This is a genomic window from Streptomyces xantholiticus, from assembly GCF_014651015.1.
GTDB classification, from domain to species: domain Bacteria; phylum Actinomycetota; class Actinomycetes; order Streptomycetales; family Streptomycetaceae; genus Streptomyces; species Streptomyces xantholiticus.
In genome coordinates this window covers 16,141-42,821 of the sequence record NZ_BMWB01000029.1, presented here as the reverse complement: position 1 = coordinate 42,821, position 26,681 = coordinate 16,141, and the positions used below count along the sequence as shown (strand labels likewise).

Here is a 26,681-nt window from a genome sequence, read left to right as displayed (position 1 = left end):
ACTTGTTGACTCTTCGTCTACCAACGTGTGAGCCTGCCAAGTGTCCTTGTGCACAAGGGATACGAGGCGAAGGAGCCGCCGGTGTCGACGCAGGACCGCTACACGAACGCCCCCTCGGAGCCCATCTGGCAGGTCCCCGCCACCGGCTCCGCACGCTTCAGCTGGGAGTACGAGGACGGGCGCGAACGCCTCCTCGCCCTCTACCAGAAGGGCAAGGACAAGCAGTGGGACGGCGCCAAGCGCATCGACTGGGACCTGGAGGTGGACCCGTACGACCCGCTGGGCACACCCGATGAGGCGCTGACCCTGTACGGCACGCGCCACTGGGCGAAGATGACCGAAGCCGACAAGGGCGAGCTGCGCAAGCACTACACGTCCTGGCAGTTCAGCCAGTTCCTGCACGGCGAACAGGGCGCCATGGTCTGCGCGGCGCGGATCGTCGAGTCGGTCCCCGACCTCGACGCGAAGTTCTACTCCGCGACCCAGACCATGGACGAGGCGCGGCACGCCGAGATCTACGGCCGCTTCCTGCACGAGAAGATCGGGATGCTCTACCCGATCAACGACAATCTGCAGTCCCTCCTCGGGGACACCCTGCGCGACTCCCGCTGGGACATGCCCTATCTCGGCATGCAGGTGCTCATCGAGGGCCTGGCGCTCGCCGCCTTCGGCATGATCCGCGACACCACGACCAAGCCGCTGCCCAAGCAGATCCTCGCCTACGTCATGCAGGACGAGGCCCGCCACGTGGCCTTCGGCAGGATGGCGCTGCGCGACTACTACAAGCAGCTGACCGACGCGGAACTGCGCGAACGCGAGGAGTTCGTGATCGAGGGCTGCTATCTGATGCGCGACCGGCTGCGCGGCGTCGAGGTCCTGGAGAACTTCGGCGTCTCGAAGAAGGAGGCGGAGGAGTACTCGGAACAGTCCGAGTTCCTCCACCTCTTCCGCAAGCTGCTCTTCAGCCGGATCGTGCCCTGCGTCAAGGACATCGGCCTGTGGGGCGGGCGACTGCAGAAGGCGTATCTCGACATGGGGGTCTTCGAGATGGGCGACGCCAGTCTCGACCTGCTGATGTCCCAGGACGAGGAGATCGCGGAAGCCCTCGACCGCGAGCGGTTCGAGGCCGAGGAGCAGGAGCGGGTGGCGGAGGTGACGGAGGCGATCGCTCAGGGGGCGGACGTCGTCGTCGACCTGACCGCGGTAGACCGCCGCCGCTGATCACGCCCCCGGCGCCGCGGACGGCCATGCTGTGTGGGGTGGCGAGTTCGTAGGAGGTCATGGCGGCACTGTCATCAGACCCTCCTGTGCCGCCACTGCCATTTCGAGCAAGGAGACGTCCGCCCCCCGTGCCACCACCAGTTGGAGCCCGACCGGGCAGCCGTCGCTCGTGAAACCGGCCGGGACACTGGCAGCCGGGTGCCCGCTCAGGTTGAACGCCCAGGTGAGCGCTGTCGAATACACATCACGGCCGGGGCCCTCGTGACCGTGCGGACGGTTGGGGGTGGCGGGGGTCAGCAGGACGTCCGCACCGGCGAACAGCGCGTCAAGGCGCCGGTCGTTCTCCGCGCGCACGGCCGCGCCCTGCGACGGCCGGCCACCCCGTACCGCGGACCACGCGCCGAAGGGGTCGAGCAGCACCGGACGTGCGTCGACGGGCCGTACGACACCGGCGCAGGCCAGCCGTTCCACCGCCGCCAGCGTGACCGCCGCCACCTCGGGTTCGGTGTCCGCGAAACCCAGATCGGCCGACCACACCGCGCGCAGCGGCAGCGCCGGCGCCACCGGCTCGTAGGTGTCCAGTACGGACCGCAGATACGCCCGCGCGTCGGCCGCCGTCGGCGTCAGCACCCCGGCCGACGCCAGCCCGGTGCGGTCGGGTGACGGCAGCAGACCGTTCGTCGTCTTCAGGCCGAAGACGCCGCACCACGCCGCCGGGATGCGCACCGACCCCGCCCCGTCGCTGCCGGTGGCCATGCCGACCATGCCCGCCGCGACCGCGGCCGCCGAGCCAGCGGACGAACCGCCCGGTGTGCGGTCCGCCCGCCACGGGTTACGGGTCGGCCCGTACGCGCCGAGGCCCCAGGTCTGCCAGTAGGTGCCCGGCCCCGGCACCGCGGTCGAGCCGACCGCCACCGCACCTGCCGCGGTCAGCCGCCGTGCCGGGTACGAGCGGACGCCGGACGTGCCCTTCACCGCGAACGCAAGCCCGGCGAGCGGGAGTTGCGGATCGATACGGCGCTCACGGGCAAGCGCCTCCTCGCCCCACACCTCGATGAAGGCGCTCAGGTCGGGGTCGAGGCGTTTGATGGCCTCCAGTGTCGCGGTGATACTCATGGGTCCCAGAGTGCCGCCTCCATCACGGCCCGCGCGATCGGCGCCGCGCTGCCGCCACCGCTGATGTCCTCCCGCAGCGCGGCAGCGTCCTCCACGACGACGGCGACGGCGACGGCGGGCTGCGCCGCGTCGTGGGCGTGCGCCCACCCGATGAACCAGGCGTAGGGCAGCCCCGAGTTGTCGATGCCGTGCTGGGCGGTGCCGGTCTTGCCGCCGACCGTGGCGCCGTCGATGGCCGCGTTCTTGCCCGTGCCCTCCTCGACCGCCCGCACCATCAGTTCACGCAACCGCTGCGCGGTGACCGGGGTCATGGCCTCCCGGTAGGCGCGCGGGCCGTTCTGCTCCGCCAGGTCGCCGTTCGCCCTGGTGATCCGCTCCACCAGATAGGGGTGTCGGATGTCGCCCCCGCCCGCCACGGCCGATGCGACCAACGCCATCTGCAGCGGTGTGGCCGTCGTGTTGAACTGCCCGATCGAGGACAGGGCCAGCTGGTCGGGGGACATGTCGGTGTCGAAGTTGGAGGCCGCCACTCCTGACGGGATCCGCAGCCCCGGGTCGTTGAAGCCGAACCCTCGGGCGGTTGCGACCATGTCCGCGAGACCGACCCGCACCCCCAGGTTGGCCATCACGCTGTTGCAGGACCACTGGACGGCGTAGGCGAGCGAGGCGTTCTCGCACCCCCTCGTCGCATTGGGCAGCGGTGTGCGGGTGTTCGGCAGCAGGTACGGCTCCGGGGTGCGCGTGGGTGCGTCCATGTCGTCGACGACGCCCGTCTCCAGGGCCGCGGCGGCGGTCACGATCTTGAACGCCGAACCGGGCGGATACGTCTGGCGGATGGCGCGGTTCAGCATCGGCTGCGCGTCCGCGCCGTTCAGCCCCGCCCATGCCCGGGCGACCTCCGGTCCGGTCCCCGACAGCAGGTCGGGGTCGTAGGAGGGGCTGCTGACCAGTGCGAGGATCCTGCCCGTCGCCGGTTCGACCGCCGCGACCGCGCCCCGTCTGCCGGCGAGACCGCGGTAGGCGGCCTCCTGCACGGACGCCCTGACGGTGGTGGCGACGTCGCCACCGGGCGGCCGGCCGCGGCTGAGGTCGCTGAAGAAGGGCAGCGGCGCGAGCAGCGGGTCGGTGCCGCTGAGGACGGCGTCCTCGGCGTGCTCGACGAACGAGGTGCCGTACGTCTGCGACGCGTAACCCGTCACCGGCGCGTACAGGGGGCCGGCGCGGTAGGTCCGCTCGTGGCGCAGCAATTCGCCGGTGTCCTTCGAGCCGGTGACCGGCTTCCCGTCGACGAGGATGTCGCCGCGCGGCTGGGCGTAACGGACGATGTCCGCACGGCGGTTGGCCGGATTGCCGCCGAGTTCGGGCGCGTCGACGACCTGCAGGCGGGCGGCGTTGACCAGCAGCGCGAGCAGGAGCAGCAGACAGAGGACGGCGGCGTGCCGGATGGTGCGGGTCACCTCCGCACCGCCGCCGCAGGAGCGAGGACGTCCGTGTCCATGAGCACGGGCTGCGGTGCGCGGGCCGAGTGGCTGAGCCGGATCATCAGCGCCACGATGACCCAGTTGGTGACCACGGAGGAGCCGCCCTGCGCGAGGAACGGCATCGGCATGCCGGTCAGCGGGATCAGCCCGGTCACACCGCCCGCGATGACGAAGACCTGGAGCGCGATGATCGAGGAGAGCCCCACCGCGAGGAGCCTGCCGAAGGGGTCGCGCACGCCCAGCCCGGCGCTCAGCCCCCGGGCCACCAGCAGCCCGTACAGGAGGAAGATCGAGCTCAGGCCGACCAGTCCCAGCTCCTCGCCGGCCGTGGCGAGGATGAAGTCCGACTTGGTGGCGAAGCCGATCAGGACCGAGTGGCCGAGCCCCAGGCCCGTGCCCAGCAGCCCGCCGGCGGCGAAGGCGAACAGGGACTGCGCCAACTGCCCGGGTCCCCGCCCGGCCTCGATGCCGGCGTAGGGGTTCAGCCAGTCGTCGACCCGGCTGTGGACGTGGGGTTCGAGCGAGCCGACGGCGAACGCCCCGGCCGACGCCAGCAGCAGCCCGACGGCGATCCACCCGATCCGGCCCGTCGCCACGTACAGCATGACGACGAACAGCCCGAAGAAGAGGAGCGAGGTGCCGAGGTCCCGCTCCAGCACCAGCACACCGACGCTGACCAGCCATACCGCGACGACCGGTCCGAGCACGCGTCCGGTGGGCAACTGGAGTTTGCGGATCAGCCGGCTCGCGTGGGTGAGGGCGCCCCGGTTGGCCGCGAGGTACGCGGCGAAGAAGACGGCCAGCAGGACCTTGGCGAACTCCCCGGGCTGGAAGGACAGTTGTCCGATCCGGATCCAGATCCTGGCGCCGTTCACCGCGGGGAAGAAGATCGGGGCGACGAGCAGCGCGAGCGCGGCGGTGACGCTGAGGTACGCGTACCGCGCCAGGACCCGGTGGTCGCGCAGCAGGCCGACGGCGGCGATGAACAGGGCGACGCCGAGGGTGGACCAGACGAGCTGGGCCGGGGCCGCCCGGTCCGGTGCGGTCTCCAGGTCGAGGCGGTAGATCAGCACCAGGCCGAGCCCGTTGAGCAGGACCGCGATGGGCAGCAGCAGCGGGTCGGCGTAGGGCGCGCGCAGCCGGACGGCCAGATGCGCGAGGAGCGCCAGGACGCCCAGGCCCGCTCCGTAACCCGCGACGTCCTGGGGCACCGCGCCGTTCCGGGCGAGACCGACGGCGACGTACCCGTATACGCAGATGAGGACGGCGCAGACGAGGAGCGACAGCTCGACGCCCCGGCGCTTCGGCGGACGCGGCCCGGGGCTCGGCTCGTGCGGCGAAGTCCCCGCCGTCGTTGCGGTCATGCCTCGCAACGTAGCAAGCGGCGACTTGCTTTGTCCCTTTATGTCATAGTGCGCCGACGTCGAACAGACGGACTGTCATGTCCCGCCTGGCATCGGCTCCGACGCCGGTCCTCAGCGCTGGTAGGGGTGCTGCCCCGGCTGCTGCGCGGCGCCGCCCGGCCGGCCGCCCTCGAAGCCCTGACCGCCGCCCCCGCCCTGGAGCTGCAGCTGCTCCGCCTGCGCCGTAGTGATCTGCTGCTCCGCGCCGCAGAAGGTGCACTGCGTGGCGTACTTCGTCGAGAACGGGAACAGCGGCACGAAGAACAGCGTGAACTTGGTGACCCGCTTCCTGAGGGTGTGCGCCGAGGGATTGCCGCAGTGGCCGCACACCAGCGTCAGTATCGCCAGCTGGTAGATGTAACCCTTGGTACCGAAGATGATCATGCTCTGGCTCCCCGTCGTCGGTGCGTCCGATGTCTTTTCGACCGTTCACGGCCCGCGGTGGACCGCCTGCCGGCACAGGGCCAGCAGTCTCTCGTCCTCCACGATGTCACGACTGTCGGCCACGCTGTCGTTCCCGTTGTGACGCCGGGCCGACAGCAGCTCGCGGTCGACGAGCCGTTCCGCGCCCTCGGCGCCCGCCGTGGTCAGATCCGCCAGGCACGCCGCCGCCGGCATCCGGGTGCGCGGCAGCGTCTCCCAGGCCGCGCGCAGCACCGGCCACGCCTGCTCGGGGTCCTGGGTCACCCGCCACAGCGCGACCGCCGCCCGCACCCGCGTCCACGGCTCCATCGACCTCAGCAGCCGGGCGAGCTGCGGCGCGGCGGCCGCCCCGGCCGTGCCCATGGTGCCGAGCACCGAGGCCGCCGACTGACGGGCCGCCTGCTCGGGCGTGTTCAGCACCGCGCACAGCACCGGCAGGACCGCGTCCTGGTCGCCTTCGATCGCCCACAGGGCGCCCGCGGTCCGTGCGGCGAGCGCCGGCGGTAAAGCGGCCCCGGCCGGCGACAGGCGAGCCGCGGAGCCGGCGCCCTGCGCGTAGCCCGCCTCGCGCAGCAGCGCCCACAGATACGGCGCGGCCTCGCGCGCCGCCGGCCCGAAAGTCGTGAGCGTGCGCACGGCGGTCCGGACCACGCCCTGACGCCGCTCGCCCGTCGCGCCCTGCAGCACCCGCAGTACGGCCGGCACGGACTCGGCCGCCGCGGCCCCCGGGCCCAGCACGGAAAGTCCGTGCAGCAACGGCCCCGCCCGCTCGGCCAGCCGGTCGTCCAGCTCGAGCGCCGCCAGCCGCTCACGCAGCGCTGGGGCGAGCGGCGCGGCGGCCTTCCCCAGCTCGTCCAGCGAGTGCCCCAGGTCCCCGGGTGCCTCCGCCCGCTGCAGGATCTCCGCCAGTACGGGCACCACGCGCGCGTCGCCCGCCCGCGCCAGCGCCACGATCGCCGGACAGAGCGTCGGCGGACCGTTCTCCCACCTGCGCACCCAGGTGGAGGGCTCCGCGGCCACCCGCTGAGCCAGCGCGTCAGCCGCCGGAAGCGCGAGGCCGAACAGCTCCTTGAGAGCGTAGGCCGCCCCCATGGCGAGGCGCGGCTCGGGATCCGCGAGCTGCTCGCCGAGCAGACCGACCAGCTCCCCGTACGCGCCCCGCCAGGTCCGCAGCAGCGCGCTGCTCATGCGGACGGCGTCGACCCGCTGGGCCCGGTCGGGACTGCACAACTGGTCCGCCAGGAGCGCTATCCGGTCGTCGACGCGGTCGCCCAGACCGTCGTGCAGCGTACGCAGCAGGGCCGCGGTCCACGGGGCCGCCCGGTGGACCGCGTCGTCGGCCGCCCGCACCTGCCGCAGTTCGCCGAGCAGCGTCGGCGAGGGGAGCCGCTCGGAGGCCTGGGTCGACGCCACCGGCTGCGTGCGCAGCTCCCGCAGCAGGCCCGTCACCCCCGGCACCACGTCGGACGGCAGCGCACCGGGTGCGCAGCGGGCCAGCTGTGCGAGTGCGGCCAGCCGCAGCCCCGCGCTGTACGCCGCCTGGGACAGGCCGGTGAGCAGGTCCACCACCTCGGGCTGCAGCCCTTGGTGCCGCAGCGCAATCCGCCCGGCGGCCTCCAGGCACGCCAGCCGCACCTCCGTGTCCTGCTCCGCGTCCAGCCGTGCCCGCAGCAGGCGCAGCACCCGCACCGGATCGTTGTGCAGGGTGGCCAGCGCGAGCGGCGCGGCGAGCCGCACCCCGCGGTCCGGGTCGGCCAGCAGGCCGAGGAAGACGTCCGCCCCCGCAGTGACCGCCGACGCGGCCATGGCGTAGTTCGCGGCGTCCTCGAACTCCTCGTCCTCCGGATCCAGTTCGTCGTCGCCGTCCAGATCGATACCACCGATGCTGGTCAGCAGCTCGACGATGCCGCCCCGGTCCCGCACCGCCGGATCGGCCACCAGTTCCATCAGGAACGGGATGCAGGCCAGCGTCGAGTCGTACACGTCCCCCTGGTGGTGCACGGCCCCGTACATCCCGTCGAGTGCGTACTCGCGCTCGGCCGGATCCGCGGAGGCGAGTCCGCGCAGCAGTGCCGGCACATCGTCCGCCGGGCCGTAGGCATGCTCCAGCGAGGCCCACTCGACCTCGTCGATTCCCGCGAACACGATTGTCCCCCTCCCAAGAAACCTTGGGTCTCCAAGCAACTTCGGGTCTCGACCCTTGTGTCTGGGGGAAGTGTGCCCCAACGATCCGACATCCTGACCGGTATCCGGCGGGGTTGTCCGGGGGTTGTTGAATCCAGGCCTGTTGCCGCCGTCGCCGACGGCTGATCCCATGGTTCATGGGTGATGCCGATGCAGCGACTACGGGTGACGCCGGCGCGCGTCCACGGCAGGGACCGGCTGTACGTGAGCCTTCCCGACGGCAGCGATGTCGCCTGGTGCGACCGCGACACCGGCCGGGTCGCCCTGCTCTTCGACCGACATCGCGACGCCGTACTGGAGGCGCTCGCCCCCTTCACGGCCGGGGAGCTCACGGTGGGGCCGCCGCCTGTGCCCACCCGGTCCGAACTCGCCCGTCTCGCCCTGCCCCCGGACGACGACCTGGCTCCCAACCGGCCCGGTGAGGCGCTGTACACGGACCTCGAGCGCCGGCCGCCCACCGCACTGCGCCCGTTCCGGCGCGATCAACGGCGCCTCGACCTCGCCGCGCAGCAGCGGCTCGGAGGCGTGCTCGACGGGTTGGAGCCCGCGGGCTGGCGCATCCTGCACTCCGTGCCGCTGCCGGGCGCCGATCACATCGACCATCTGGCGGTCGGTCCCGGCGGCGTGCTCGCCGTGCACACGTTCGCGGCCGACGGGCGGCGGGTGCGCGTCGATGACCGGCTGGTCCGGGGCGGACGCGGCGCCGGCTGCGACGTCTCCCTCACCCGCCGCCGGGCCGAGCGGGCCGCCCACGTACTGGCCGCCGTGGTCCGGCCGGTCCTGGTCGTCGTCGACGCGGCCCGGCTGGAGGCGGCTTCGGCACCGCGGGACGTACGGGTCCTGCGGGCCGGCGAGGTGCCGGCGCTGGCCCGGCTCGGCGGCGTGCTGGGGCCCGCGGACGTCGAGGCGCTCTACGCCGTGGCCCGCGACCGCCGCACCTGGCTCGGTGCCTGACCCCCCGAGCCCGCTCACCGCAGGTTGTCGCCCCAGCCGCCCTGCAACATGGTCTGGAACGCCCACTTCCCGTCCCGCCTGATCAGGATGTCCGCGTACCGCAACTGCTGGGTCCGCCCGTCCATGGTCATGGTCGAGTCCGTGAAGACGACGGCCATCGCAGAGGAGAGGAACACCGGCGTCCGTACCGATTCGAAGGTGATGTCGGTGTCGCCGTCGCCCATCACCCCGGTCATGGTCTCGACGAACTGCTCACGGTCCCACTGGGCCGAGGCACCGTTGCCCGCCGTGTCGTCGCTGATCAGGTTGAGCGGGAAGACGGCCATGTCCGCCATCCGCTCGATGTCGCGTGCGCCGCTGTGCCTGTCGTATTCGGCGAACCACTCCTGGATGCTTGCCAGTTCCCCGGCAGTCGGCGCGTATCCGGTGTCCGGCAGGAATGTCACTCCGTCTCCTCCTCATCAAATTTGACCAGTCACTCGGTCGTAGAAGGTAATGCCCGACCAGTGGCTAGTCAAACTTGATTAATCGAGTTCTTCCGGGAACCTCAACCGCACCACTGTCGTCACCGTGTGGCGCGTGGTGCCCAGCTCCACCTCCGCCGTCACACCCGGTTCTACCGCCCGGTACGGAACCTCGCCGATCCCGGTGGCGACCGCCACCCCGCCCGCGCCGCTCACCCGCCCGCCCAGCAGGCCGGCCGCCTGCGCCCGCAGGCCGGGCTGCATCGGGCTGGACACCACCGGGGTGTCGTCGTCGGGCAGCACCACGACCAGCGCGGTGGGCCTGGCCTGTGCCCCGGTGAAGCCGACGACCGCCGCGTCGTGCGTGCGGGTGTGCCGCAGCTTGCGCCACAGCCGCACCCCGCCGCGGTAGGTCTGGTCGAGCCGCTTGATCACCAGCCCTTCGACGCCGATCGCCGGCAGGCTCTCGTACCAGCCCTCCGCCTCCGCCCGGTCGAGCGTCATCGGCACGGGCTGCAGCGGCGGCCCCAGCGGCCCGGTCACCGCCACCAGCCGCGCCCGCCGCTTCTCGTACGCGAGCGGCCGCAGGTCCTGGCCCGCCTCCGCCAGCAGGTCGAAGGCGGCGTACGAGGCGGGCAGGGCGCGCGAGAGCGCGGGCGCCCGCCCCGGTGTGGCGGCCGCGCGCTTCTGCACGGCGGCGAAGTCCGTCCGTCCGTCCCGCCACACCACGACCTCACCGTCGAGGACCGTGTCGTCGGGCAACTGCAGGGCGGCGGCCGCGAGGTCGGGGAACGCGGCCGTGACCATCCGCCCGGAACGGGCCTGCAGCAGCACCTCGCCGCCGAGGCGGAAGATCACCATGCGGTGCCCGTCGAACTTGGGCTCGTAGGCGAGTCCGGTCCCGCGCGGCAGGGCGATCACCGATTCGGCGAGCGCGACCTTCAGGGGCGGCCGGGGCAACGTCACGGCAGGTGCCCGGCTCTGTCACGGTCCTCGAGCGCGCCGAACAGATCCCCGTACCGCTCCAGCCGGGGAGCGATGTCGGAGAGCCGGAAGACGAGTCCGGCCCCGTCGGCCCGGCCCTGCTCCACCTCCTCCCAGGTCACCGGGGCGGAGACGGCGGGCTCCCTGCGGGCCCGCAGGGTGTACGGCGTGGCGGTGGTCTTCGCGGCGGCGTTCTGGCTGTGGTCGACGAAGACCTTGCCGGGTCGCAGCGCGCGGGCCATCCGGTGCAGGACCAGCTTCGGCAGGGCGGTCTCGCCCTCGACGGCCAGGGACTTCGCATAGGCGGAGACCTGCTCGGAGGGGGTGGGTTCCAGCGGCACGGCCAGATGCAGCCCCTTGGAACCGGACGTCTTCGCGTACGCCTGAAGGCCGTCGCGGGCGAGCCGGTCGCGCAGCCACAGGGCCACCTCGCAGCACTCGGCGATCGAGGCGGGCGCGCCGGGGTCGAGGTCGAACACGATGCGGTCGGCGACGGCGGGCTTCTCGGCCCGCCACTGCGGTGTGTGGAACTCCACCACCAGATTGGCCGCCCAGACGAGTGACGCGAGGTCGTCGATCACCACCTGGCGGGCCTTCGGGTCCTCCGAGCGGGGGACGGGCGCGGTGCGCACCCAGTCGGGCGTTCCTGGCGGCGGGTTCTTGGTGAAGAAGAGCTGGCCGTCGGGGCCGTCGGGATACCTGAGGAAGGAGACCGGCCGGTCCCTGAGGTGCGGCAGGATCGCCTCCGCCGTAACGGCGTAGTAGTGCACGATCTCGCCCTTGGTGGTCCCGGTGGCGGGGTGGATGACCTTTTCCAGGTTGGTGAGCGCCAGGCGCCGCCCCTCCACCTCTGTGATCGGCGTCATACGATGAGAATCCCACGATTTCCGTAATTTCGGATGAAAGGGATGGAACGTGCGATCCATCTGGAACGGCGCGATCTCCTTCGGGCTGGTCAGCATCCCGATCAAGCTGGTCAACGCCACGGAGAACCACTCCGTCTCGTTCCGCCAGATCCACGCCGCCGACGGCGGCCGGATCCGCTACCGCAAGGTGTGCGAACTGGAGGAGAAGGAGGTGACGCAGGCCGAGATCGGCAAGGCGTACGAGGACGCCGACGGGTCGATGATCCCGATCACGGACGAGGACCTGGCCTCCCTCCCGCTGCCGACCGCGAAGACGATCGAGATCGTCGCCTTCGTGCCGGCCTCCGAGATCGACCCCCTTCAGATGGACGCGGCCTACTACCTCTCCGCGAACGGCGTGCCTGCCGCCAAGCCGTACACCCTGCTGCGCGAGGCCCTCAAGCGCAGCCGCCGCGTGGCCATCGCCAAGTTCGCGCTGCGCGGCCGGGAACGGCTCGGCATGCTGCGGGTCGTCGACGACGTGATCGCCATGCACGGGCTGCTGTGGCCGGACGAGATCAGGCAGCCGGAGGGTGTGGCCCCACAGAGCGACGTGACCGTACGGGAGGCCGAACTCGACCTGGCCGACGCGCTGATGGACACGCTCGGCGAGGTCGACCTCGAGTCGCTGCACGACGACTACCGCGAGGCGGTCGAGGCCATGATCGCCGCGAAGGCGGAGGGCGGCGGCGCGCTCGAGACCGCCCCGGCGGAGCGTGAGGGCGGCAAGGTCATCGACCTGATGGCGGCGCTGGAGGGCAGTGTGCGGGCGGCGCAGGAAGCGCGGGGCGAGGAGGCACAGGTGACGCCGATCAAGGGACGGCGTTCCGCGGCCACGCCGAAGGAGTCGGGCACCAAGAAGTCGACGTCCACGGCCAAGAAGACCCCCGCCAGGAAGGCGCCCGCCAAGTCGACGTCCACGGCGGCGAAGAAGTCCGCGGCCAAGAAGTCGGCGTCCTCGGAGTCCTCTGCGACGAAGAAGTCCGCGACGAAGAAGACCGCGGCGAAGAAGACCGCGGCGAGGAAGACCGCGGCGAGGAAGACCGCGGCGAGGAAGCGCTCCTCCGCGTGAGCGATCCCCGCCCTGACGCCGCGCCACGATTGCCGATCGACCGGCCCTTGCGGTCGGAAGCGCCCTGGACGTGCTCGTCCGCCCAGGCGCGGGAGACCCCTGCCTGCCGTGCGGCGGCGGGCCCCGGGCGATGTGCGCGACACACAAGGTCCTCGCGGAAGAACTTCGCGCGTCCGGTCACATCCGCCCTTCGGGATCCGTCGGTGAAGTGACGGAGCAAGAACCCGATGGATGCGATGAGGAGACCGGTCATGCAGGCACGGATCATCAACCCCGCGGTCGTCATTCCCGAGGCCATGCAGCCCATTCTCGACCTGCTCAGGGCCGCGCGTAAGGGTGGAGTCCCGCAGGCGACACTGGAGTTGGTGCATCTGCGGGCCAGCCAGATCAACGGGTGCAGCTACTGCGTCGTCTTCGGCGCGGACCAGGCCCGCAAGGCGGGGGAGAGCGAGGAGCGGCTGGCGGCGGTGGCCGCGTGGCGGGAGGCGCCGTACTTCGACGACGCCGAGCGTGCCGCCCTCGCCCTCGCCGAGGCGGCCACCCGGCTGGCCGACCGGTCCGACCCGGTGCCGGACGGGATCTGGGACGCGGCCGCCGAGCACTACGACGAGAAGCAGCTCGCCTCGCTGACGCTGATGATCGGCGTGACCAACCTGTTCAACCGGCTCAACGCCACGACCCGCCAGATCGCCGGAGCGAGCTGGTAGCGCCGCGGGTCTAGACTGGCGGCGCCCGAAAGATCCCGATTCAAGGGAGACGCGCATCATGTCCAAGCGAGGCAACAAGCGGCGCGCCCGCAAGAAGAAGGGCGCGAACCACGGCAAGCGCCCCAACGCCTGACCGGGCGGTCGCACAGGCGACGGCACGGGAGCCGGACCCGTCGGTTGCGGTCCGGCTCCCGTGCCGTGAGGCCGGGGAGACGATCGGGCCGGTCGGCAAGGGCGGTTCCGCCGCGATCCGGTCCGGTCCCCCGTCGGTGAGGGCCGTGGCGCCTTGGTCTCCGGCAGGGCGTGTCGTGTCTTCGACCGCCTCACCCCACCTCGCCCACCTCACCTCACCTGACGACCACGTCTGCCCACCGGCTGGTCCCGTCGGCAAGCTCTCGCATGCCGCACCGGGCCGACAGCGCCACGACGATTTCGATGCCTCGGCCGTGCTCGTCCGGGTCGAGCTCGCAGGCCGGCCGGTCGGCCGGAGCCAGAGGTCCCGCGTCCGTCACCTCGACGTGTACGGCTTTGAGCCCGTCCACCAGGACCTGCGACAGCCGCAGCGTCGCCGGCGGCAGGGCGTGGGTGATCGCATTGGTGAGCAGCTCCGAGGCCAGCAGGAGCACGTCCTCGGCGACGTCCGCGGACACGTGCCAGTCGGTGAGGATCGCGCGCACGCGCCGACGCACGACCGAGGCGGCCCTGGGGACGTGTGCCAGCGGAAAGACGTAAGTGACGTCTTCGGGAAGCTCTGCCCTGAGCTGCGCCACTGTCATGGCCTCTCCTCCTCCGGGAGCGCTGTCGGCCGGTGGACCGACGTGATGAAACGCTAAGGAGAGAGCAGGGCGCGGTCAATGAACGGCGGTCGGCATTGTCGAACGGAGGTCTTGGGGCGAAGCTCGGACTACGATCGTTCTATGGTCGGCCCGGTCCAGTCCATAGAACGAGCGGCGGCGATCCTGCGTCTGCTCGCCACCGGTCCCCGCAGGCTGGGACTGGGCGAGGTGGCGTCGTCGCTCGGACTGGCCAAAGGCACCGCCCATGGCATTCTGCGCACCCTGCAGCACGTGGACTTCGTGGAGCAGGACCCGGCCACCGGGAAGTACCAGCTCGGAGCGGCTCTGCTTCATCTCGGTACCAGCTACCTCGACGTCAACGAGTTGCGGTCGCGCTCCATCAACTGGGCCGACGCCCTGGCCGCCCGCAGCGGGGAGGCCGTCCGCCTCGGTACACCGCTGGAGGGCAAGGTGCTCATCGTCCACCACGTCTTCCGGCCGGACGACAGCCTCCAGACCCTGGACGTGGGGGCACTGCTGCCGCTTCACGCCTCGTCGCTCGGCAAGGTCCTGCTGGCCTTCGGGGCCGCGCCCGTCGAGCCGTTGCTGAAGGCCGAACTGGAGGCCTACACCCGGCACACCCTGGTGTTCCCGGACGACCTCAACCGGGCGCTCGGCGAGATCCGCGAGCTCGGCTGGGGCTCCGAGGTGCAGGAAATGAGCATGGGTGACGCCGGAATCGCCACGCCGATCCGGGGGCACGGGGGCCTCGTGGTGGGCGCGCTCGGCGTATCCGGCCCGGTCGAGCGGATCTGCGACACGGGAGGACGGCCCCAATCGGCCCTGATCACCTTGCTCCGGGAGGCTGCACGGGCGATCTCCAGAGACCTGGGCGCGGCCCGCTGGTAGGTACCCGCGGCTCCGCGACACATCGGAAGGCAGGCCCGATCATGGTTGCACGGTATGTGATGTCCATCGACCAGGGCACCACCTCCACTCGATGCATCCTGTTCGATCAGCGCGGGCGGCTGGTGTCGGTCGCCCAACGAGAGCATCGCCAGTACTTTCCGCAGCCCGGATGGGTCGAGCACGACGCTGTCGAGATCTGGCGCAACCTGCAACGCGTGGTGCCCGAGGCACTGTCCCACGCCGGCGTGGACGCAGGGCAGATCGCCGCCATCGGGATCGCCAACCAGCGGGAGACGACCGTGCTCTGGGACCGGCGGACCGGTGCGCCGCTGGGCAAGGCGATCGTCTGGCAGGACACCCGCACCGCTCCGCTCGTCGACGATCTGAGAAACCGGCCCGGGGACGAGTTCTTCCTCGAACGGTGCTGCCTTCCTCCCTCGACCTACTTCTCCGCGCCCCGGATCCGCTGGTTGTTCGATCACGTCGACGGGCTGGAGCAGCGTGCCCGGGACGGCGAGGTGCTGTTCGGCACGATGGAGAGCTGGCTGATCTGGAACCTCACCGGTGGAACGGCCGGCGGCCTGCACATCACCGACGCCACCAACGCCAGCCGCACCATGCTCATCAACATGCGGACGCTGACCTGGGACGGCGAGCTCATGGGGTTCTTCGGAGTCCCGCTCCGGATGCTGCCGGAGATCCGGCCCTCGGCCGAGTGCTACGGCGAGGCCCGCTCCGTGCTCCCGGGGATCCCCATCACGGCCGCCCTCGGCGATCAGCAGGCGGCCCTGTTCGGACAGACCTGCTTCTCGCCCGGGGAGGCGAAGTGCACCTACGGGACCGGCAGTTTCCTGCTGATGAACACCGGCTCCGACGTCGTCCGATCCCGGCACGGGCTCCTCACCACCGTGGCATACAAGATCGCGGAGCAGCCCGCGGTCTATGCCCTGGAGGGGCCGATCGCCGTCACCGGCTCGCTGGTCCAGTGGTTCCGCGACCGACTGGGTCTGATCAACAGCGCACCCGAGATCGAGACCCTGGCGCGGACGGTCGAGGACAACGGCGGCTGCTACATCGTCCCCGCGTTCTCCGGTCTGTTCGCACCCCATTGGAGAAGCGACGCCCGCGGCGTCATCGTCGGCCTCACCTCGTACATCACCAAGGGCCACCTGGCCCGAGCCGTCCTGGAGGCCACCGGCTGGCAGACGCGGGAGGTCGTCGACGCCATGAACGCCGATTCCGCGCTCGCCCTGAAGCAGCTCAAGGTGGACGGGGGCATGACCTCCGACAACCTGCTCATGCAGTTCCTCGCCGACGTGCTCGACGTTCCCGTGGTGCGACCCCTGGTGGCCGAGACGGTCTCGCTCGGCGCCGCATACGCCGCCGGCCTCGCGGCCGGCTACTGGTCGGACATGGAGGTCCTGCGCCGCAACTGGCACCGGGCCGCCCAGTGGCTGCCTGCCATGGACCCCGAGCGGCGGGAGCGCGAATACGAGTGCTGGCAACGAGCCGTCGAGCGGTCACTGGGGTGGATCCAGCCGCCGAGGCGGTCATGACGGGTGAGGCCGGATTCCGGCTCGGGACCCAGGTGTGTACCTGAAGGGTGCCTGACGGGCAGAAGCCCATGTCAGGCACCCCTTTCCTGGGTCTAGAAGAAGCCGAGCCTCTTCGGCGAGTACGACACCAGCAGGTTCTTGGTCTGCTGGTAGTGGTCGAGCATCATCTTGTGGTTCTCCCGGCCGACGCCGGACTTCTTGTAGCCGCCGAACGCCGCGTGCGCCGGGTAGGCGTGGTAGCAGTTGGTCCACACCCGGCCGGCCTTGATCTCGCGGCCGAGGCGGTAGGCGGTGTTGCCGTCACGTGTCCACACGCCCGCGCCGAGGCCGTACAGGGTGTCGTTGGCGATCTTCAGGGCCTCGTCGACAGAGTCGTACGTGGTCACCGAGACGACCGGGCCGAAGATCTCCTCCTGGAAGATCCGCATGTCGTTGGTGCCGCGGAAGATCGTCGGCTCGATGTAGTAGCCGCCCTCCATGCCCGCCACGGTGCGCCGGCCACCACCGGTGAGGAGCTCGGCGCCCTCCTGCTTGCCGATGTCGATGTAGGAGAGGATCTTCTCGTACTGGTCGTTGCTCGCCTGCGCGCCGATCATGGTCGCCGGGTCCAGCGGGTCGCCGCTGATGACGGCCTTGGTGCGCTCGACACAGCGGGCCATGAAGTCGTCGTAGATCGAGGAGTGGATCAGCGCCCGGGACGGGCAGGTGCACACCTCGCCCTGGTTGAGCGCGAACATCACGAAGCCCTCGACGGCCTTGTCCAGAAAGTCGTCGTCGGCGGCCATCACGTCGGGCAGGAAGATGTTCGGGCTCTTGCCTCCCAGCTCCAGCGTGACCGGGACGATGTTCTCGCTCGCGTACTGCATGATCAGGCGGCCGGTCGTGGTCTCGCCGGTGAAGGCCACCTTGGCGACGCGCGGGCTGGAGGCGAGCGGCTTGCCCGCCTCGACGCCGAAGCCGTTGACGACGTTGAGGACGCCCGGCGGGAGCAGGTCGGCGATCAGCTCGATGACGTAGAGCAGGCTGACCGGTGTCTGCTCGGCGGGCTTGATGACCACGCAGTTGCCGGCTGCCAGCGCGGGCGCCAGCTTCCAGGCGGCCATCAGGACGGGGAAGTTCCACGGGATGATCTGGCCGACCACGCCCAGCGGCTCGTGGTAGTGGTAGGCGACCGTGTCGGCGTCGATCTCCGCGATGCTGCCCTCCTGGGCCCGGACCACTCCGGCAAAATAGCGGAAGTGGTCGATCGCCAGTGGAATGTCGGCCGCCAGCGTCTCGCGCACCGGCTTGCCGTTCTCCCAGGTCTCGGCCACGGCGATCTTCTCGAGGTTCTGCTCGATCCGGTCCGCGATCCTGTTCAGGATGTTCGCCCGCTCCGTGGCGGACGTCCGCGCCCACTTGCCCGCTGCGGCGTGGGCGGCGTCCAGCGCCAGGTCGACGTCGGCCGCGGACGACCGGGCGACCTCGCAGAAGGTCTTGCCGGTCACCGGCGTCGGGTTCTCGAAGTACCGGCCCTCCACGGGGGCGACCCAGTCGCCGCCGATGAAGTTGTCGTATCGCCGGGCGAAGTCGACGATGCTGCCCTCGGATCCTGGCTGCGCGTACACCATGGCGGCTCTCCTCGGAGGATGGCGAGTGAGTGCACGGCGGCGTCGCGCCGCCGTTGCGGCCCTCACTGTGTGCCGGGGAGGTTGGCGCGAGGTTGGCGTCCTGCGCGGCGCCGTCGCTGCCGCCGTCGCCGTTGCCGCTGTGCTCGTCGCCGTCGTCGCCGTCAGTCGTCGTGCAGGGCCGTGCTCAACCGCCCCGCGGCCAGCGCGCGGCGGGCGTCGCCCGCCCCCAGCAGGCGCAGCGCGTGTTCGTGCACCGCCGCGTCGTGAGGCGCCCGTTCGCCGTAGCGGAGTGCGTGCTCCGGGCGGGCGCTGGCGAGGACCGCCTCCCGTACGGCGACCTCCAGCCGGGCCCGCCACTCGACGATGCCCGGCGCCTCGGACCGCGGCAGCAGCGGACCACGGTAGTGGCGCAGCGCGGCAGCCGTGTCACCGCCCTGAAGTGCGCGCATCAGATCGACGGCGTCGCACGAGACGGGCGCGGTGAGGGCGTAGCGGCGGGTGGCGACGCCCCCGGACAGGGCACGCCGCAGGTGCGAGACCTCCGCCTTGAACGTGGAGGCCGTCACCGGCCTTTCGCCGTACAGCGCCTCGCGCAGCCGCTCCGGCGAGAAACCCTCCGGCTCCAGCGCGAGCAGCGTCAGGATCTCCATCTGACGCGGTCGCAGCGGCAGCGGTGCACCGTCCCGCACCGCCTCCTGCGACCCCAGGCAGCGCAGCCGCACGCTGTACTCCGGGGCCCCGGGCGGGCCCGTGGTCCCGGCCCGCAGCCGGGCCTCGATCGACGACACCAGTGTCCGCACGGTGGACATCGCCAGCGGATGCGAACGGTCCCATGTCGTCGACAGGTCCAGTACGCCGAGGACCTGCCCGGCGGGGTCGTGGATCGGCGCGCAGTAGCAGACCCAGCCGTGCAGGGCCGTCACCAGGTGCTCGGCGGAGAAGACGGTGCTGGGGCGGCCGGTCCGCAGTGCCAGCGAAAGGGCGTTGGTGCCCATCGCCTCCTCGTCCCAGCGGCCGCCGGGCGCGAAGTTGACCCGCTCGGCGCGACGCTTCATGTTCCGCCCGCCGCACGTCCACAGGATGGTGCCGCACTCGTCGGTCACCGCCGTCACGAAACCGGCGTCCTCCGCGATGCTGTGCAGTTCTTCACCGAGGTCCTCCATCGGCCTGCGCAGCGGCGAGCGGGCCCAACGGCCGTGCACCGTTCCCCCGTCGGACACCGGCGCGCTGTCCCGATCCGGATCCACGCTGCGCAGCGACCGCACCCATGACTCGGTGACCTCGGGCCGCAGCGCCTCGCCACCGCCCGGAGACCGTCGGGCGGCCTTCAGCCGGGGCACCCAGCGGGACCACTCGTCCTCCAGTGCGGCCCGGCGCCGCCGGAGGTCACTGCGCTGTGACATGTTCTCCCCTGTCGCGGATCGGGGGACGACCGCCCATTCTCCGCCGGGACGGGGTGCAGCGCACCACCCCGTGCGGACAGTTTCGGGGGGCGGGATGCGCAGAGCGGTCACCGACGAGCTTTCTGGAACGATGTTCTGCTTGCTCCGGGCTGCGATCCGAAGGATCTCCGGCTTCGAAGGTGTTCTAATCTGTCGGGCATGGTGAAGCAACAACGCGGAGAAGCAACGGTCGAGCAGGTGCTCACCACCGCGCTGCGCCTGTACGGGGAGTCGGGCCGGCAGGGCTTCACCGTGAACGCCGTCACCACGGCCAGCGGAGTGAGCCTCGGCAGCCTCTACCACCACTTCGGCAGCTTCGACGGCCTCGCCGCGGCCCTCTACATCCGGTGCATGGGCGAACTGTTCGACGAGATGATCGCCGCCCTCCAGCGCACCCGCACCGCGCGCACCGGCGTCCGCGCCCTGGTCCGCTCCTATCTGCGTTTCACCGAGGAGCACCGCGACGCCGCGCTGTTCATCCACGCCTCCGCCTACTCCGGTTACCTCGCGGCCCACGCCGAAGAGGTGCGCGCGGCCAAGGCGGCCATGCTCGCGCCCGTCGCCGAGTGGCTGCAGCCGCGGATGGAGGCCGGGGAGATCGCGCCCATCTCCCCGCCCCTGGTCGAGGTGCTGGTCCTCGGCCCCGCTGCGGAGGCCGCCCGCCGCTGGCTGGCCAGCACCTACGACATGGACCTGGGGGAGGCCGCCCGCGTCCTCCCGGACCGCATCTGGCGCTCCCTGCAACCGGACTGAGGTGTCGGGGCGGCCCTGCCTCGGGGTGGCGCGCCGGTCGGGAGGACAGGCCTCCACCGGCCGCGACGACCAGTGGGCCGAACTGCTCGGCAGCCTCGGCAGGACCCCCTGACGCGGACAGGGCGCGAAAAACCACAGGACCCGGCACCACTGCTTCCGATAGGTTCGCTTCTGTTCGAAGGGGGAGAAGTGGCGAAGCTCAATCAGATCATCGCCGTCGAAAAAGGCGTCAAGAGCAAGTCGTACCAGGACATCACGGCAGCCCATCAGCGGGTGCAGAAGGTCGCGCTGCTGGCCGGGATCTCGCGCACGTACCAGCCGAAGGACGAGGAGGGCGAGCAACTGCCGCCCGAGTCCACCCGGGTGCAGGTCCAGGCCGAGGACGTCCTGCGGGAGATGTCGGCGTCGCTGACCCGGCTGTTCGACGTGACGGCGACCAAGGACTGGGCCAACTGCACGGCCCGCGCGGACGTCGTCGTCGAGGGCCGCACGATCATCGCCGAGGCTCCGGTGAGCTACCTGCTCTTCCTCGAGAAGCAACTCACCGACCTGCACACTTTCGTGAAGAAGCTGCCCGTACTGGACGCCGCCGAGTCCTGGTCGCTCGACCCTTCGACGGACTGGTGGAAGACGGACCCCGTACGCACGATCCGTACGAAGAAGGTCCCGCGCAACCACGTCAAGGCCGAGGCCACGGACAAGCACCCGGCCCAGGTCGAGGTGTATTACGAGGACGTTCCGATCGGCTACTGGACCACGGTCAAGTTCTCCGGAGCCCTCCCGGCACGGCGGGTGAACGAGCTGCTGGACCGGGTCGAGAAGCTGCAGCACGCGGTGAAGTTCGCCCGCGAGGAGGCCAATGGCGCGGAGGTCACCGAGCACCGGGTGGCCGACGCGGTGTTCGGCTACCTCTTCGGCTGACGGCATCCCGGCCGACGCCGCCCGGCGTCGGCCCCACGATCGCCCCCGCGTGCGCGCGGGGGTGCGCAACAGGCGCGGGCCGGAAATGAGGACCGGCCCGTGTGATGGGCGCAAGCTGAAACTGAGGTTCAGCCTGAAGACGCGGTGACAGTGAAGGTTCGAGTCCTTCCCCCGGCACTACGCGCCGGGGTGGCCCAACATGGCAGAGGCAGCCGCGATCAAACTCAGACTCTCGCTCCAGCTTCAGCATCGCCACCGATCGCCAGATCGACCGGGTACGGACGAACGCCGGCGGATGCGGGTTCGAATCCCGCCTGCACCTCTCACACGGTGCGGTAGTTCAAAGGAAGAACACGACGGCCTGATGACTGATCCGTACTCTTAAAGGCCACTGGCGTGCGCAATTGGGTGGCATCCCCAGGGACCCGGGAGCTGGATACGACTCCCGGGTCCCGCCACGTGCGAGACACACCGCCTGCCCGGTGAACGGCAGCGCCCCGCGCCGGACAGGTCCGGCGCCGGGCGCGAGGGTCAGCTCTGGGCGGCGTACGCGACGAAGTCGTCCCATGCGGTGGGGGAGAGGGCGAGTTCGGGGCTCAGATGGTCCTTCGAGTCCCGGACGTGGATCGCCTGCGTGCCCTTCGCCACCTCGATGCAGGCGTCACCCTGCGAGCCGCTGTAGCTGCTCTTGAACCAGGCCAGTTCGGACGTGCTCATAGCGCTCCTCGCAATCGCTTCAACAGGCCCAAGGAGTCCTCGGGGGTCAGGGCCTGTGATCGCAGTTTCGCATACCGTTGCTGGAGCAGGCTGATCTCTTTCGCGTTGGCGATCAGCCGTCCGTTCTGCTGCCCCTCCGAGTAGGCGAACCACCGGTTCTCGGGCGTCTCGGCCAGCATGATCGGCCCATCCATCCCCGCGTGCGACGGCTGCCGCAGCGGCATCACCTGAAACTCCACATTCCAGTTCCGCTCGACCAACTCCAACAAGCGGTCGAACTGTTCGCGCGTCACCTCCTCCCCACCCGTCCACCGCTCCAGCACCGCCTGCTCCACGATGAAGCTGAACGCCGTCGGCGGCTTCCGCGTCACCGCCAGCAACTCCTGCCGCGCCATCCGTTCTGCGATCCGCTCCTCCAACTCCTCCGGGTCGGGCAGCGGCGGCACGTCCAGCGACACCGCCCGCGCGTACGCCTGCGTCTGCAACAGGCCCGGCACGACCCGGCATTCGTAGGTGTACAGGCTGATCGCCGTCGTCTCCACGCGTGCCCACTGCCGGAACCAACTCGCCAGCCCTGCCTGCCGCGACAGGTGCGGCGCCGCCCTCCGCAGCGCGCCCGTGTTCCCGAGCGCCGCCTCCGCGCGTTCCACGAAGTCCCGGTCCGGCATCCGCCGGCCCTGCTCGATCGAGGCGACCGTGTGCTTCGAGAAGCGCACCTGGTCGCCGAACTCCTCGCGGCTGAAGCCCGCGTGCTCCCGTAGGGCCTGGACGAACGCGCCGAACGTGCGCAGGCTGTCCGACACCCCCGGTTCGGCGCCGGCTCCCGCTCCCGTGCCTCCCGCCGCCGTTCCCACAGCGCCGCCGTCGTCCGTGTTCTCGTAGGCCACCGTCGGCCACCTTTCGCGCGCACCCGCCCCGCCGTACCGCTTCTGTCTCGGCTTCATCGTGACGCCGGGTGCCGCGTACTGTCCACTCATCGTGTGCGTACGCTGACTCAGCGTACGCAGGCCATCGCCGGCGAACGACCCCGATTCCCCGCCAAGTGGGCCTCGGGGCTGCTGCACGGTGTGGTGACGTCTGATCTGGCTTGCCCGTGGGGCGGCCTGGAAGGAAGTTGCTGTGCCTGTTCCCTGTTCCAGGCCTCCATGACGCCGTCGATTTTGCCCCGTTTCCGTGACGGGTGGAGGGTCGGACGTCTCCCGGGCCCGCGCATTACCGTCAGCAGCCGTGCGCAGGCCCCGGCCCGCCAGGCGTGTGGGCCCGACGGGTTGGGGAGGCGTCCGGACAGGCTCGTTCGGATCACCTGGCGAACCGGAGGGCCGTGCTCGCGAGGTGAAGTCCGATGAAGCAGGCGGTGGTGCGCGTCGGCTCACGGCAGCCGTTGCCCGGTCGGGGCCGGCCCTGCGGTCGCGGTTCGTCGCCAGAGCTCAGTTCACGGCTTCGGCGTCCCGCCGAACTGGAAGTGCACGCCGTCGTGTCCGGCGACGGGTGGATTCGGCACCAGGGTGAACGTGAGGGAGTTGAAAGGCTGGGGCCCGTGGAGGTGAACGCTGCCGTTGGAGTCGCTGGGCCCGCCGTCGGAGGGCTGATGGTACTGGCCCTCGACCTTGTTTCCTTCGGCCTTGAAATCGTCGTCGCCGCTGAGTTTGGTGACCGTCACGTCCGCCGGCTCTGTGAACACCAGGGTCGAGGCGAGCGATCCCAGATGAATGACGAGATCCTCCATCTTTTTCTGGAGCTTGATGGTGAACGTATGGCCGGCCAGGCCAACGACTTCGATCATGTCCGAGTCGGGCATCTGCGGGGTGAAGAGGTTCAACCCGAATTGCTCCCAGCTCTCGTCGAGGTAAGCGGCGCCCAGGGGTTTCACTTCTGGCGTCGCTCCGGCAGCCGTTCCGGTGAGGGTCACCCTGTGGCCGTCCAGCTTTCCGATGGCTTCGGTCCTCTCCTCGTTACGACTGGTCCAGTCGACGAACTGAAGCGGTTCCACCTTCCCGCCGAACTGGAAGTGCACGCCGTCGTGTCCGGCGACGGGTGGATTCGGCACCAGGGTGAACGTGAGGGAGTTGAAAGGCCGGCGCCCGTGGAGGCGAACGCTGCCGTTGGAGTCACTGGGTCCGCCGTCGGAGGGCTGATGGTACTGGCCTTCGACCTTGTTTCCTTCGGCCTTGAAATCGTCGTCGCCGCTGAGTTTGGTGACCGTCACGTCCGCCGGCTCTGTGAACACCAGGGTCGAGGCGAGCGATCCCAGGTGCAGGACCAGGTCCTGCACGTCGGTCTCGAACCCGATGGTGAACGTATGGCCGGCCAGGCCAACGATTTCGATCATGTCCGAGTCGGGCATCTGCGGGGTGAAGAGGTTCAACCCGAATTGCTCCCAGCTCTCGTCGAGGTAAGCGGCGCCCAGGGGTTTCACTTCTGGCGTCGCTCCGGCAGCCGTTCCGGTGAGGGTCACCTTGTGGCCGCCCAGGGTTCCGATGGCTTGGGTTTTCTCTTCGTTGCGGAATGTCCAGTCGACGAAAAGCTGCTGCGCTGCCATGGTTCGGCCTTTCTGGAGAATTGGCCCCGTGCGATTTTCTGCTGAACGCAGTCCGGTTGCGAACTGGTCGGAAGCCAGGGTGCGCGAATTCTGACCTCAAGCTGAGGTGGTGCCTACCCCGTGCGCAGGACCGCGAAGCGAACCGGTAGTCATCGATCGTGAGTGCTATCCGTGTCCGTGTCCATTTCTCAGGAATGCGTTGCCTTCGGGAATGCGTCTGGGGTTGTCCGATGCGGTGTGATCGCGCCTGGGTGCCCCAAGTCGACTGTGACAGGCGGGTTTTGGCCCGCGTACTCCCGAGGGCACCCGTTCCCCTGAGTACCGTCCACGGTGCGTGTGCGTTCTCGCTCGTCACGCGGGGTGACGTGTACCGTCCACCGTCCATGCACGTACGCTGACTTGACGTACGCGCGTTTCCCCTGGTGAACGGCCCGGCCCGGCCGTCAGATTTGGGCGTATGACACCACCGCCCACGCCTGCTTCCCGTCAAGTACCTGTCACCGTACGTGTGTTCACTCAACGCTTCAGCTCCACTCCGCGCGGCGCCCGCCTCGCCCGACGGCTCGCTCAGCACCAGCTCGACTCCTGGGGTGTGCCCCAGGGCAGCGAGGCGTCCGACACCGCCGCCCTGCTCGTCGCCGAGCTCGCCGCCAACGCCGTCACGCACGGCCGCGTCCCCGGGAGGGACTTCGAGATCACCGTCAAACTCGTCGGCCGGACCCTGCGCATCGAGGTCTCCGACACCCGGGGCGAGCTCCAGCCCCTGACCCCCGGCGCGGCCGGCCCCGCGCCCCGGCCACTCGCCGAGACCGGCCGGGGCCTGCTCCTCGTGGAGGCACTCGCCGACCGGTGGGAGGTGCTCGACCGCATTCCCGTCGGCAAGACGGTCGCCGCCGAGCTGGACCTGCCGCGCCGACGGGCCCGGACGTCGCGCTGCCAGGCCACTTGCCGTCTATAGGCTTGCCGCACGGCATCGGGCGGCGGCAGGAGGCAACGGGGAGCATGGCGGGCCTGGAGGACAGCTGAAGTCGCGTGAGCCGGCCGCGACCGCTACCACGGCCGGCACGGCGACCACGACGGCGTACCAGTTCGGCCAGACCGGGCCCTGGTCCGCGCTACGGGAGAACAGCGAGGTACGCGTCACCGCGCAGACCACGCCGTACAGTCCCTGCACCAGGGAGCAGCAGACCGCGGCGGCTGCGCCGGACGCCGCGCCCACGGCCAGGGCCCCCGTCCTCACATGGATGTCCATGCAGCGAGCGCCGTTCCTGTGCCGGCCGGGAGCATCGCCCGCCAGGACCATCGGCCTCCGCCCGGCGGGCGAGGGCACCTCGGTCGCCCGTAGTGCCGTCGCCTCGCCCGTGCGCCCCGCCGCGCCCGGGCCGCCGCGTCGGCGCACGTACCCACGGCATAGTTCCAGGTCCTGCCCGGTGTCAGCATGCGTGTCGACCAGTGCGCCCGCTCTGCGCCCTTCTGCGGGGCTCATGCGGGGGTGAGCCTGAGACGTACGGGGGCCGGTGCCGCCGGACGGCGGCACCGGACAACACCGCGAAGGAGGCAGGGACATGCTCGAGGAACTGACGGTCACCGCATGGCAGTACTTCGGGCACGACCGCCTCTACGTGAACCTCCCCGACGGAACACCCATCGGCTGGGCGGACCGCAGGACCGGCGGCATCACCGTCGTCCACGCCCGCTATCGCGACGACGTGACCGACGTGCTGGCCCGCCGCGCCCCCGAACTCCTGACCGCTGCACCGCCCGAGATCCGCGTCCACCCCGGCACCCCGCTCGCGGCCCCGGCCCCGGGCACCGAGCCGCACCTCACCGCCGAGCCGGCCCCGGTTGCGTCGCCGGTCCCGCCGACCCCGCCGACGTGGCCCGCCCGACTGCCCGAGCTGACCCCGGAGACCGACCTCGCCTCCCGCCGTCCCGGCGCGACCCTCCGCGCCACGGCCCCCGTCGCCGGAACCAGTGACTCGGGCCTGCTCGAACGGCTCAGCTCCAAGGTCCAGCGCCGCCAACCGATGGACCCCGTACGCCGGAAGGAACTCCTGGGCGAACGCAGAACCGGCGCCGAACTGGCCCGCCTCACCCGCCACGGCTGGCGCGTCCTGCACTCGATCCCGCTCCCGGACGGCGGGGACATCGACCACCTGCTGATCGGCCCGGGCGGCGTCTTCACCATCCGTACCGAGTACCACCCGCAGCAGTCCGTACGAGCCGCCGACGACACGGTCACCGTCGACGACGGCGCCCCCTGCCCGTACATCACCGAATGCCGCACCGAGGCCACGCTCGTCCGGCAGACCCTGGAGCGCCACGCCGACTTCCCGGTCCTCGTCCAGCCGGTCCTCGTCTGCGTCGACGCCGCGTCCCTCGACGTGGCCCCCACCCTCACCGACGTCCGCGTCTACGGCGAACGCCAACTCTCCGCCCTCGCCCCCCTGTCGGGCCAGCTCACCGCCCATCAGGCGGACCGGCTGTACGACATCGCCCGGCGGCAAGGGGTTTGGGGCGACGTCTGAACCGCCCCCGGCCGCG

25 protein-coding genes are annotated in these 26,681 nt (G+C 70.7%); 11 read left to right on the top strand and 14 right to left on the bottom strand.

Translation table 11 applies throughout. The features are described from left to right. Window positions 1–81: 81 nt before the first annotated feature. Window positions 82–1,221: a ferritin-like domain-containing protein gene (locus IE198_RS30185; RefSeq protein WP_189892346.1), complete on the top strand. Its 1,140-nt coding sequence runs from the start codon at window positions 82–84 to the stop codon at window positions 1,219–1,221. Window positions 1,222–1,278: 57 nt separating this feature from the next. On the opposite strand, the gene IE198_RS30180 is transcribed toward IE198_RS30185, so the two are convergent. From IE198_RS30180 to IE198_RS30160, 5 genes are all read right to left on the bottom strand, one after another. Beyond that, window positions 1,279–2,337, bottom strand: coding sequence for an amidase family protein (locus IE198_RS30180; RefSeq protein ID WP_189892343.1), 1,059 nt, complete (start codon window positions 2,335–2,337; stop codon window positions 1,279–1,281). Then, window positions 2,334–3,794 carry a penicillin-binding transpeptidase domain-containing protein gene (locus IE198_RS30175; protein ID WP_189892341.1) on the bottom strand — a complete coding sequence of 487 codons (1,461 nt, stop codon included), beginning with the start codon at window positions 3,792–3,794 and terminating at the stop codon, window positions 2,334–2,336. Before IE198_RS30175 ends, IE198_RS30180 begins: the two co-directional genes overlap by 4 nt. Further along, window positions 3,791–5,182 carry an FtsW/RodA/SpoVE family cell cycle protein gene (locus IE198_RS30170; protein ID WP_189892339.1) on the bottom strand — a complete coding sequence of 464 codons (1,392 nt, stop codon included), beginning with the start codon at window positions 5,180–5,182 and terminating at the stop codon, window positions 3,791–3,793. The genes IE198_RS30175 and IE198_RS30170 overlap by 4 nt, the downstream gene beginning before the upstream one ends. Before the next feature lie 111 nt (window positions 5,183–5,293). Then, window positions 5,294–5,605 (bottom strand): zinc-ribbon domain-containing protein, encoded by a 312-nt coding sequence (locus tag IE198_RS30165; RefSeq protein ID WP_189892337.1) that lies wholly within the window; start codon window positions 5,603–5,605, stop codon window positions 5,294–5,296. 45 nt (window positions 5,606–5,650) lie between these two features. Then, window positions 5,651–7,789: a HEAT repeat domain-containing protein gene (locus IE198_RS30160; RefSeq protein WP_189892334.1), complete on the bottom strand. Its 2,139-nt coding sequence runs from the start codon at window positions 7,787–7,789 to the stop codon at window positions 5,651–5,653. A 189-nt stretch (window positions 7,790–7,978) separates the two neighbouring features. On the opposite strand from IE198_RS30160, the gene IE198_RS30155 reads away from it, so the two are divergent. Continuing rightward, window positions 7,979–8,782, top strand: a complete 804-nt coding sequence (locus IE198_RS30155) for a nuclease-related domain-containing protein (RefSeq protein WP_189892410.1) — start codon at window positions 7,979–7,981, stop codon at window positions 8,780–8,782. A gap of 14 nt (window positions 8,783–8,796) precedes the next feature. On the opposite strand, the gene IE198_RS30150 is transcribed toward IE198_RS30155, so the two are convergent. From IE198_RS30150 to ligD, 3 genes are all read right to left on the bottom strand, one after another. Beyond that, window positions 8,797–9,228, bottom strand: coding sequence for a nuclear transport factor 2 family protein (locus IE198_RS30150; RefSeq protein WP_189892332.1), 432 nt, complete (start codon window positions 9,226–9,228; stop codon window positions 8,797–8,799). 78 nt (window positions 9,229–9,306) lie between these two features. Next, entirely contained in the window at window positions 9,307–10,212 is a 906-nt protein-coding gene (locus tag IE198_RS30145; protein ID WP_229834488.1) for an ATP-dependent DNA ligase, read from the bottom strand. Continuing rightward, the gene (ligD, locus tag IE198_RS30140) at window positions 10,209–11,096 is read right to left on the bottom strand and encodes a non-homologous end-joining DNA ligase (RefSeq protein ID WP_189892330.1); all 888 of its coding nucleotides are present in this window, start codon (window positions 11,094–11,096) and stop codon (window positions 10,209–10,211) included. Before ligD ends, IE198_RS30145 begins: the two co-directional genes overlap by 4 nt. A 49-nt stretch (window positions 11,097–11,145) precedes the next feature. Here ligD and ku point away from each other — a divergent pair, with 49 nt between their 5' ends. The 3 genes from ku (at window position 11,146) to IE198_RS36775 (ending at window position 13,047) form a co-directional block, all read left to right on the top strand. Beyond that, window positions 11,146–12,207: a non-homologous end joining protein Ku gene (gene ku, locus IE198_RS30135; protein ID WP_189892328.1), complete on the top strand. Its 1,062-nt coding sequence runs from the start codon at window positions 11,146–11,148 to the stop codon at window positions 12,205–12,207. A gap of 251 nt (window positions 12,208–12,458) precedes the next feature. Beyond that, complete coding sequence (locus IE198_RS30130) at window positions 12,459–12,914, top strand: carboxymuconolactone decarboxylase family protein (protein WP_189892325.1); 456 nt, start codon at window positions 12,459–12,461, stop codon at window positions 12,912–12,914. Window positions 12,915–12,972: 58 nt separating this feature from the next. Continuing rightward, entirely contained in the window at window positions 12,973–13,047 is a 75-nt protein-coding gene (locus IE198_RS36775; RefSeq protein WP_373297613.1) for a 50S ribosomal protein bL37, read from the top strand. Window positions 13,048–13,261: 214 nt separating this feature from the next. Here the strand turns inward: IE198_RS36775 and IE198_RS30125 are convergent, their stop codons facing one another. Then, complete coding sequence (locus IE198_RS30125) at window positions 13,262–13,690, bottom strand: ATP-binding protein (RefSeq protein ID WP_189892323.1); 429 nt, start codon at window positions 13,688–13,690, stop codon at window positions 13,262–13,264. A 141-nt stretch (window positions 13,691–13,831) separates the two neighbouring features. Between IE198_RS30125 and IE198_RS30120 the strand changes: the two genes are divergently transcribed. Both IE198_RS30120 and glpK read left to right on the top strand, forming a co-directional pair. After that, window positions 13,832–14,599 carry an IclR family transcriptional regulator gene (locus IE198_RS30120; protein ID WP_189892321.1) on the top strand — a complete coding sequence of 256 codons (768 nt, stop codon included), beginning with the start codon at window positions 13,832–13,834 and terminating at the stop codon, window positions 14,597–14,599. Window positions 14,600–14,640: 41 nt separating this feature from the next. Continuing rightward, window positions 14,641–16,155 carry a glycerol kinase GlpK gene (gene glpK / locus IE198_RS30115; RefSeq protein ID WP_189892319.1) on the top strand — a complete coding sequence of 505 codons (1,515 nt, stop codon included), beginning with the start codon at window positions 14,641–14,643 and terminating at the stop codon, window positions 16,153–16,155. Window positions 16,156–16,247: 92 nt separating this feature from the next. Here glpK and adh read toward each other — a convergent pair whose 3' ends face one another. Continuing rightward, entirely contained in the window at window positions 16,248–17,765 is a 1,518-nt protein-coding gene (gene adh / locus IE198_RS30110; protein ID WP_189892317.1) for an aldehyde dehydrogenase, read from the bottom strand. A gap of 161 nt (window positions 17,766–17,926) precedes the next feature. Continuing rightward, a complete protein-coding gene (locus IE198_RS30105; RefSeq protein WP_189892315.1) occupies window positions 17,927–19,168 on the bottom strand; it encodes a GAF domain-containing protein in 1,242 nt (413 codons plus the stop codon). A 198-nt stretch (window positions 19,169–19,366) separates the two neighbouring features. On the opposite strand from IE198_RS30105, the gene IE198_RS30100 reads away from it, so the two are divergent. Further along, window positions 19,367–19,960, top strand: a complete 594-nt coding sequence (locus IE198_RS30100) for a TetR/AcrR family transcriptional regulator (RefSeq protein ID WP_189892313.1) — start codon at window positions 19,367–19,369, stop codon at window positions 19,958–19,960. Between the two features lie 189 nt (window positions 19,961–20,149). Then, window positions 20,150–20,881, top strand: coding sequence for a DUF7873 family protein (locus IE198_RS30095; protein ID WP_189892310.1), 732 nt, complete (start codon window positions 20,150–20,152; stop codon window positions 20,879–20,881). 531 nt (window positions 20,882–21,412) lie between these two features. On the opposite strand, the gene IE198_RS30090 is transcribed toward IE198_RS30095, so the two are convergent. From IE198_RS30090 to IE198_RS30080, 3 genes are all read right to left on the bottom strand, one after another. Further along, window positions 21,413–21,598 carry a DUF397 domain-containing protein gene (locus IE198_RS30090; protein ID WP_189892307.1) on the bottom strand — a complete coding sequence of 62 codons (186 nt, stop codon included), beginning with the start codon at window positions 21,596–21,598 and terminating at the stop codon, window positions 21,413–21,415. Continuing rightward, window positions 21,595–22,485: a helix-turn-helix domain-containing protein gene (locus tag IE198_RS30085; RefSeq protein ID WP_373300021.1), complete on the bottom strand. Its 891-nt coding sequence runs from the start codon at window positions 22,483–22,485 to the stop codon at window positions 21,595–21,597. The genes IE198_RS30090 and IE198_RS30085 overlap by 4 nt, the downstream gene beginning before the upstream one ends. 545 nt (window positions 22,486–23,030) lie before the next feature. Further along, window positions 23,031–24,137, bottom strand: coding sequence for a hypothetical protein (locus tag IE198_RS30080; RefSeq protein WP_189892305.1), 1,107 nt, complete (start codon window positions 24,135–24,137; stop codon window positions 23,031–23,033). A 457-nt stretch (window positions 24,138–24,594) separates the two neighbouring features. Here IE198_RS30080 and IE198_RS30075 point away from each other — a divergent pair, with 457 nt between their 5' ends. Beyond that, window positions 24,595–25,095: an ATP-binding protein gene (locus IE198_RS30075; protein ID WP_189892303.1), complete on the top strand. Its 501-nt coding sequence runs from the start codon at window positions 24,595–24,597 to the stop codon at window positions 25,093–25,095. A 607-nt stretch (window positions 25,096–25,702) separates the two neighbouring features. Further along, window positions 25,703–26,665 carry a nuclease-related domain-containing protein gene (locus IE198_RS30070; RefSeq protein WP_189892301.1) on the top strand — a complete coding sequence of 321 codons (963 nt, stop codon included), beginning with the start codon at window positions 25,703–25,705 and terminating at the stop codon, window positions 26,663–26,665. Window positions 26,666–26,681: the final 16 nt, after the last annotated feature.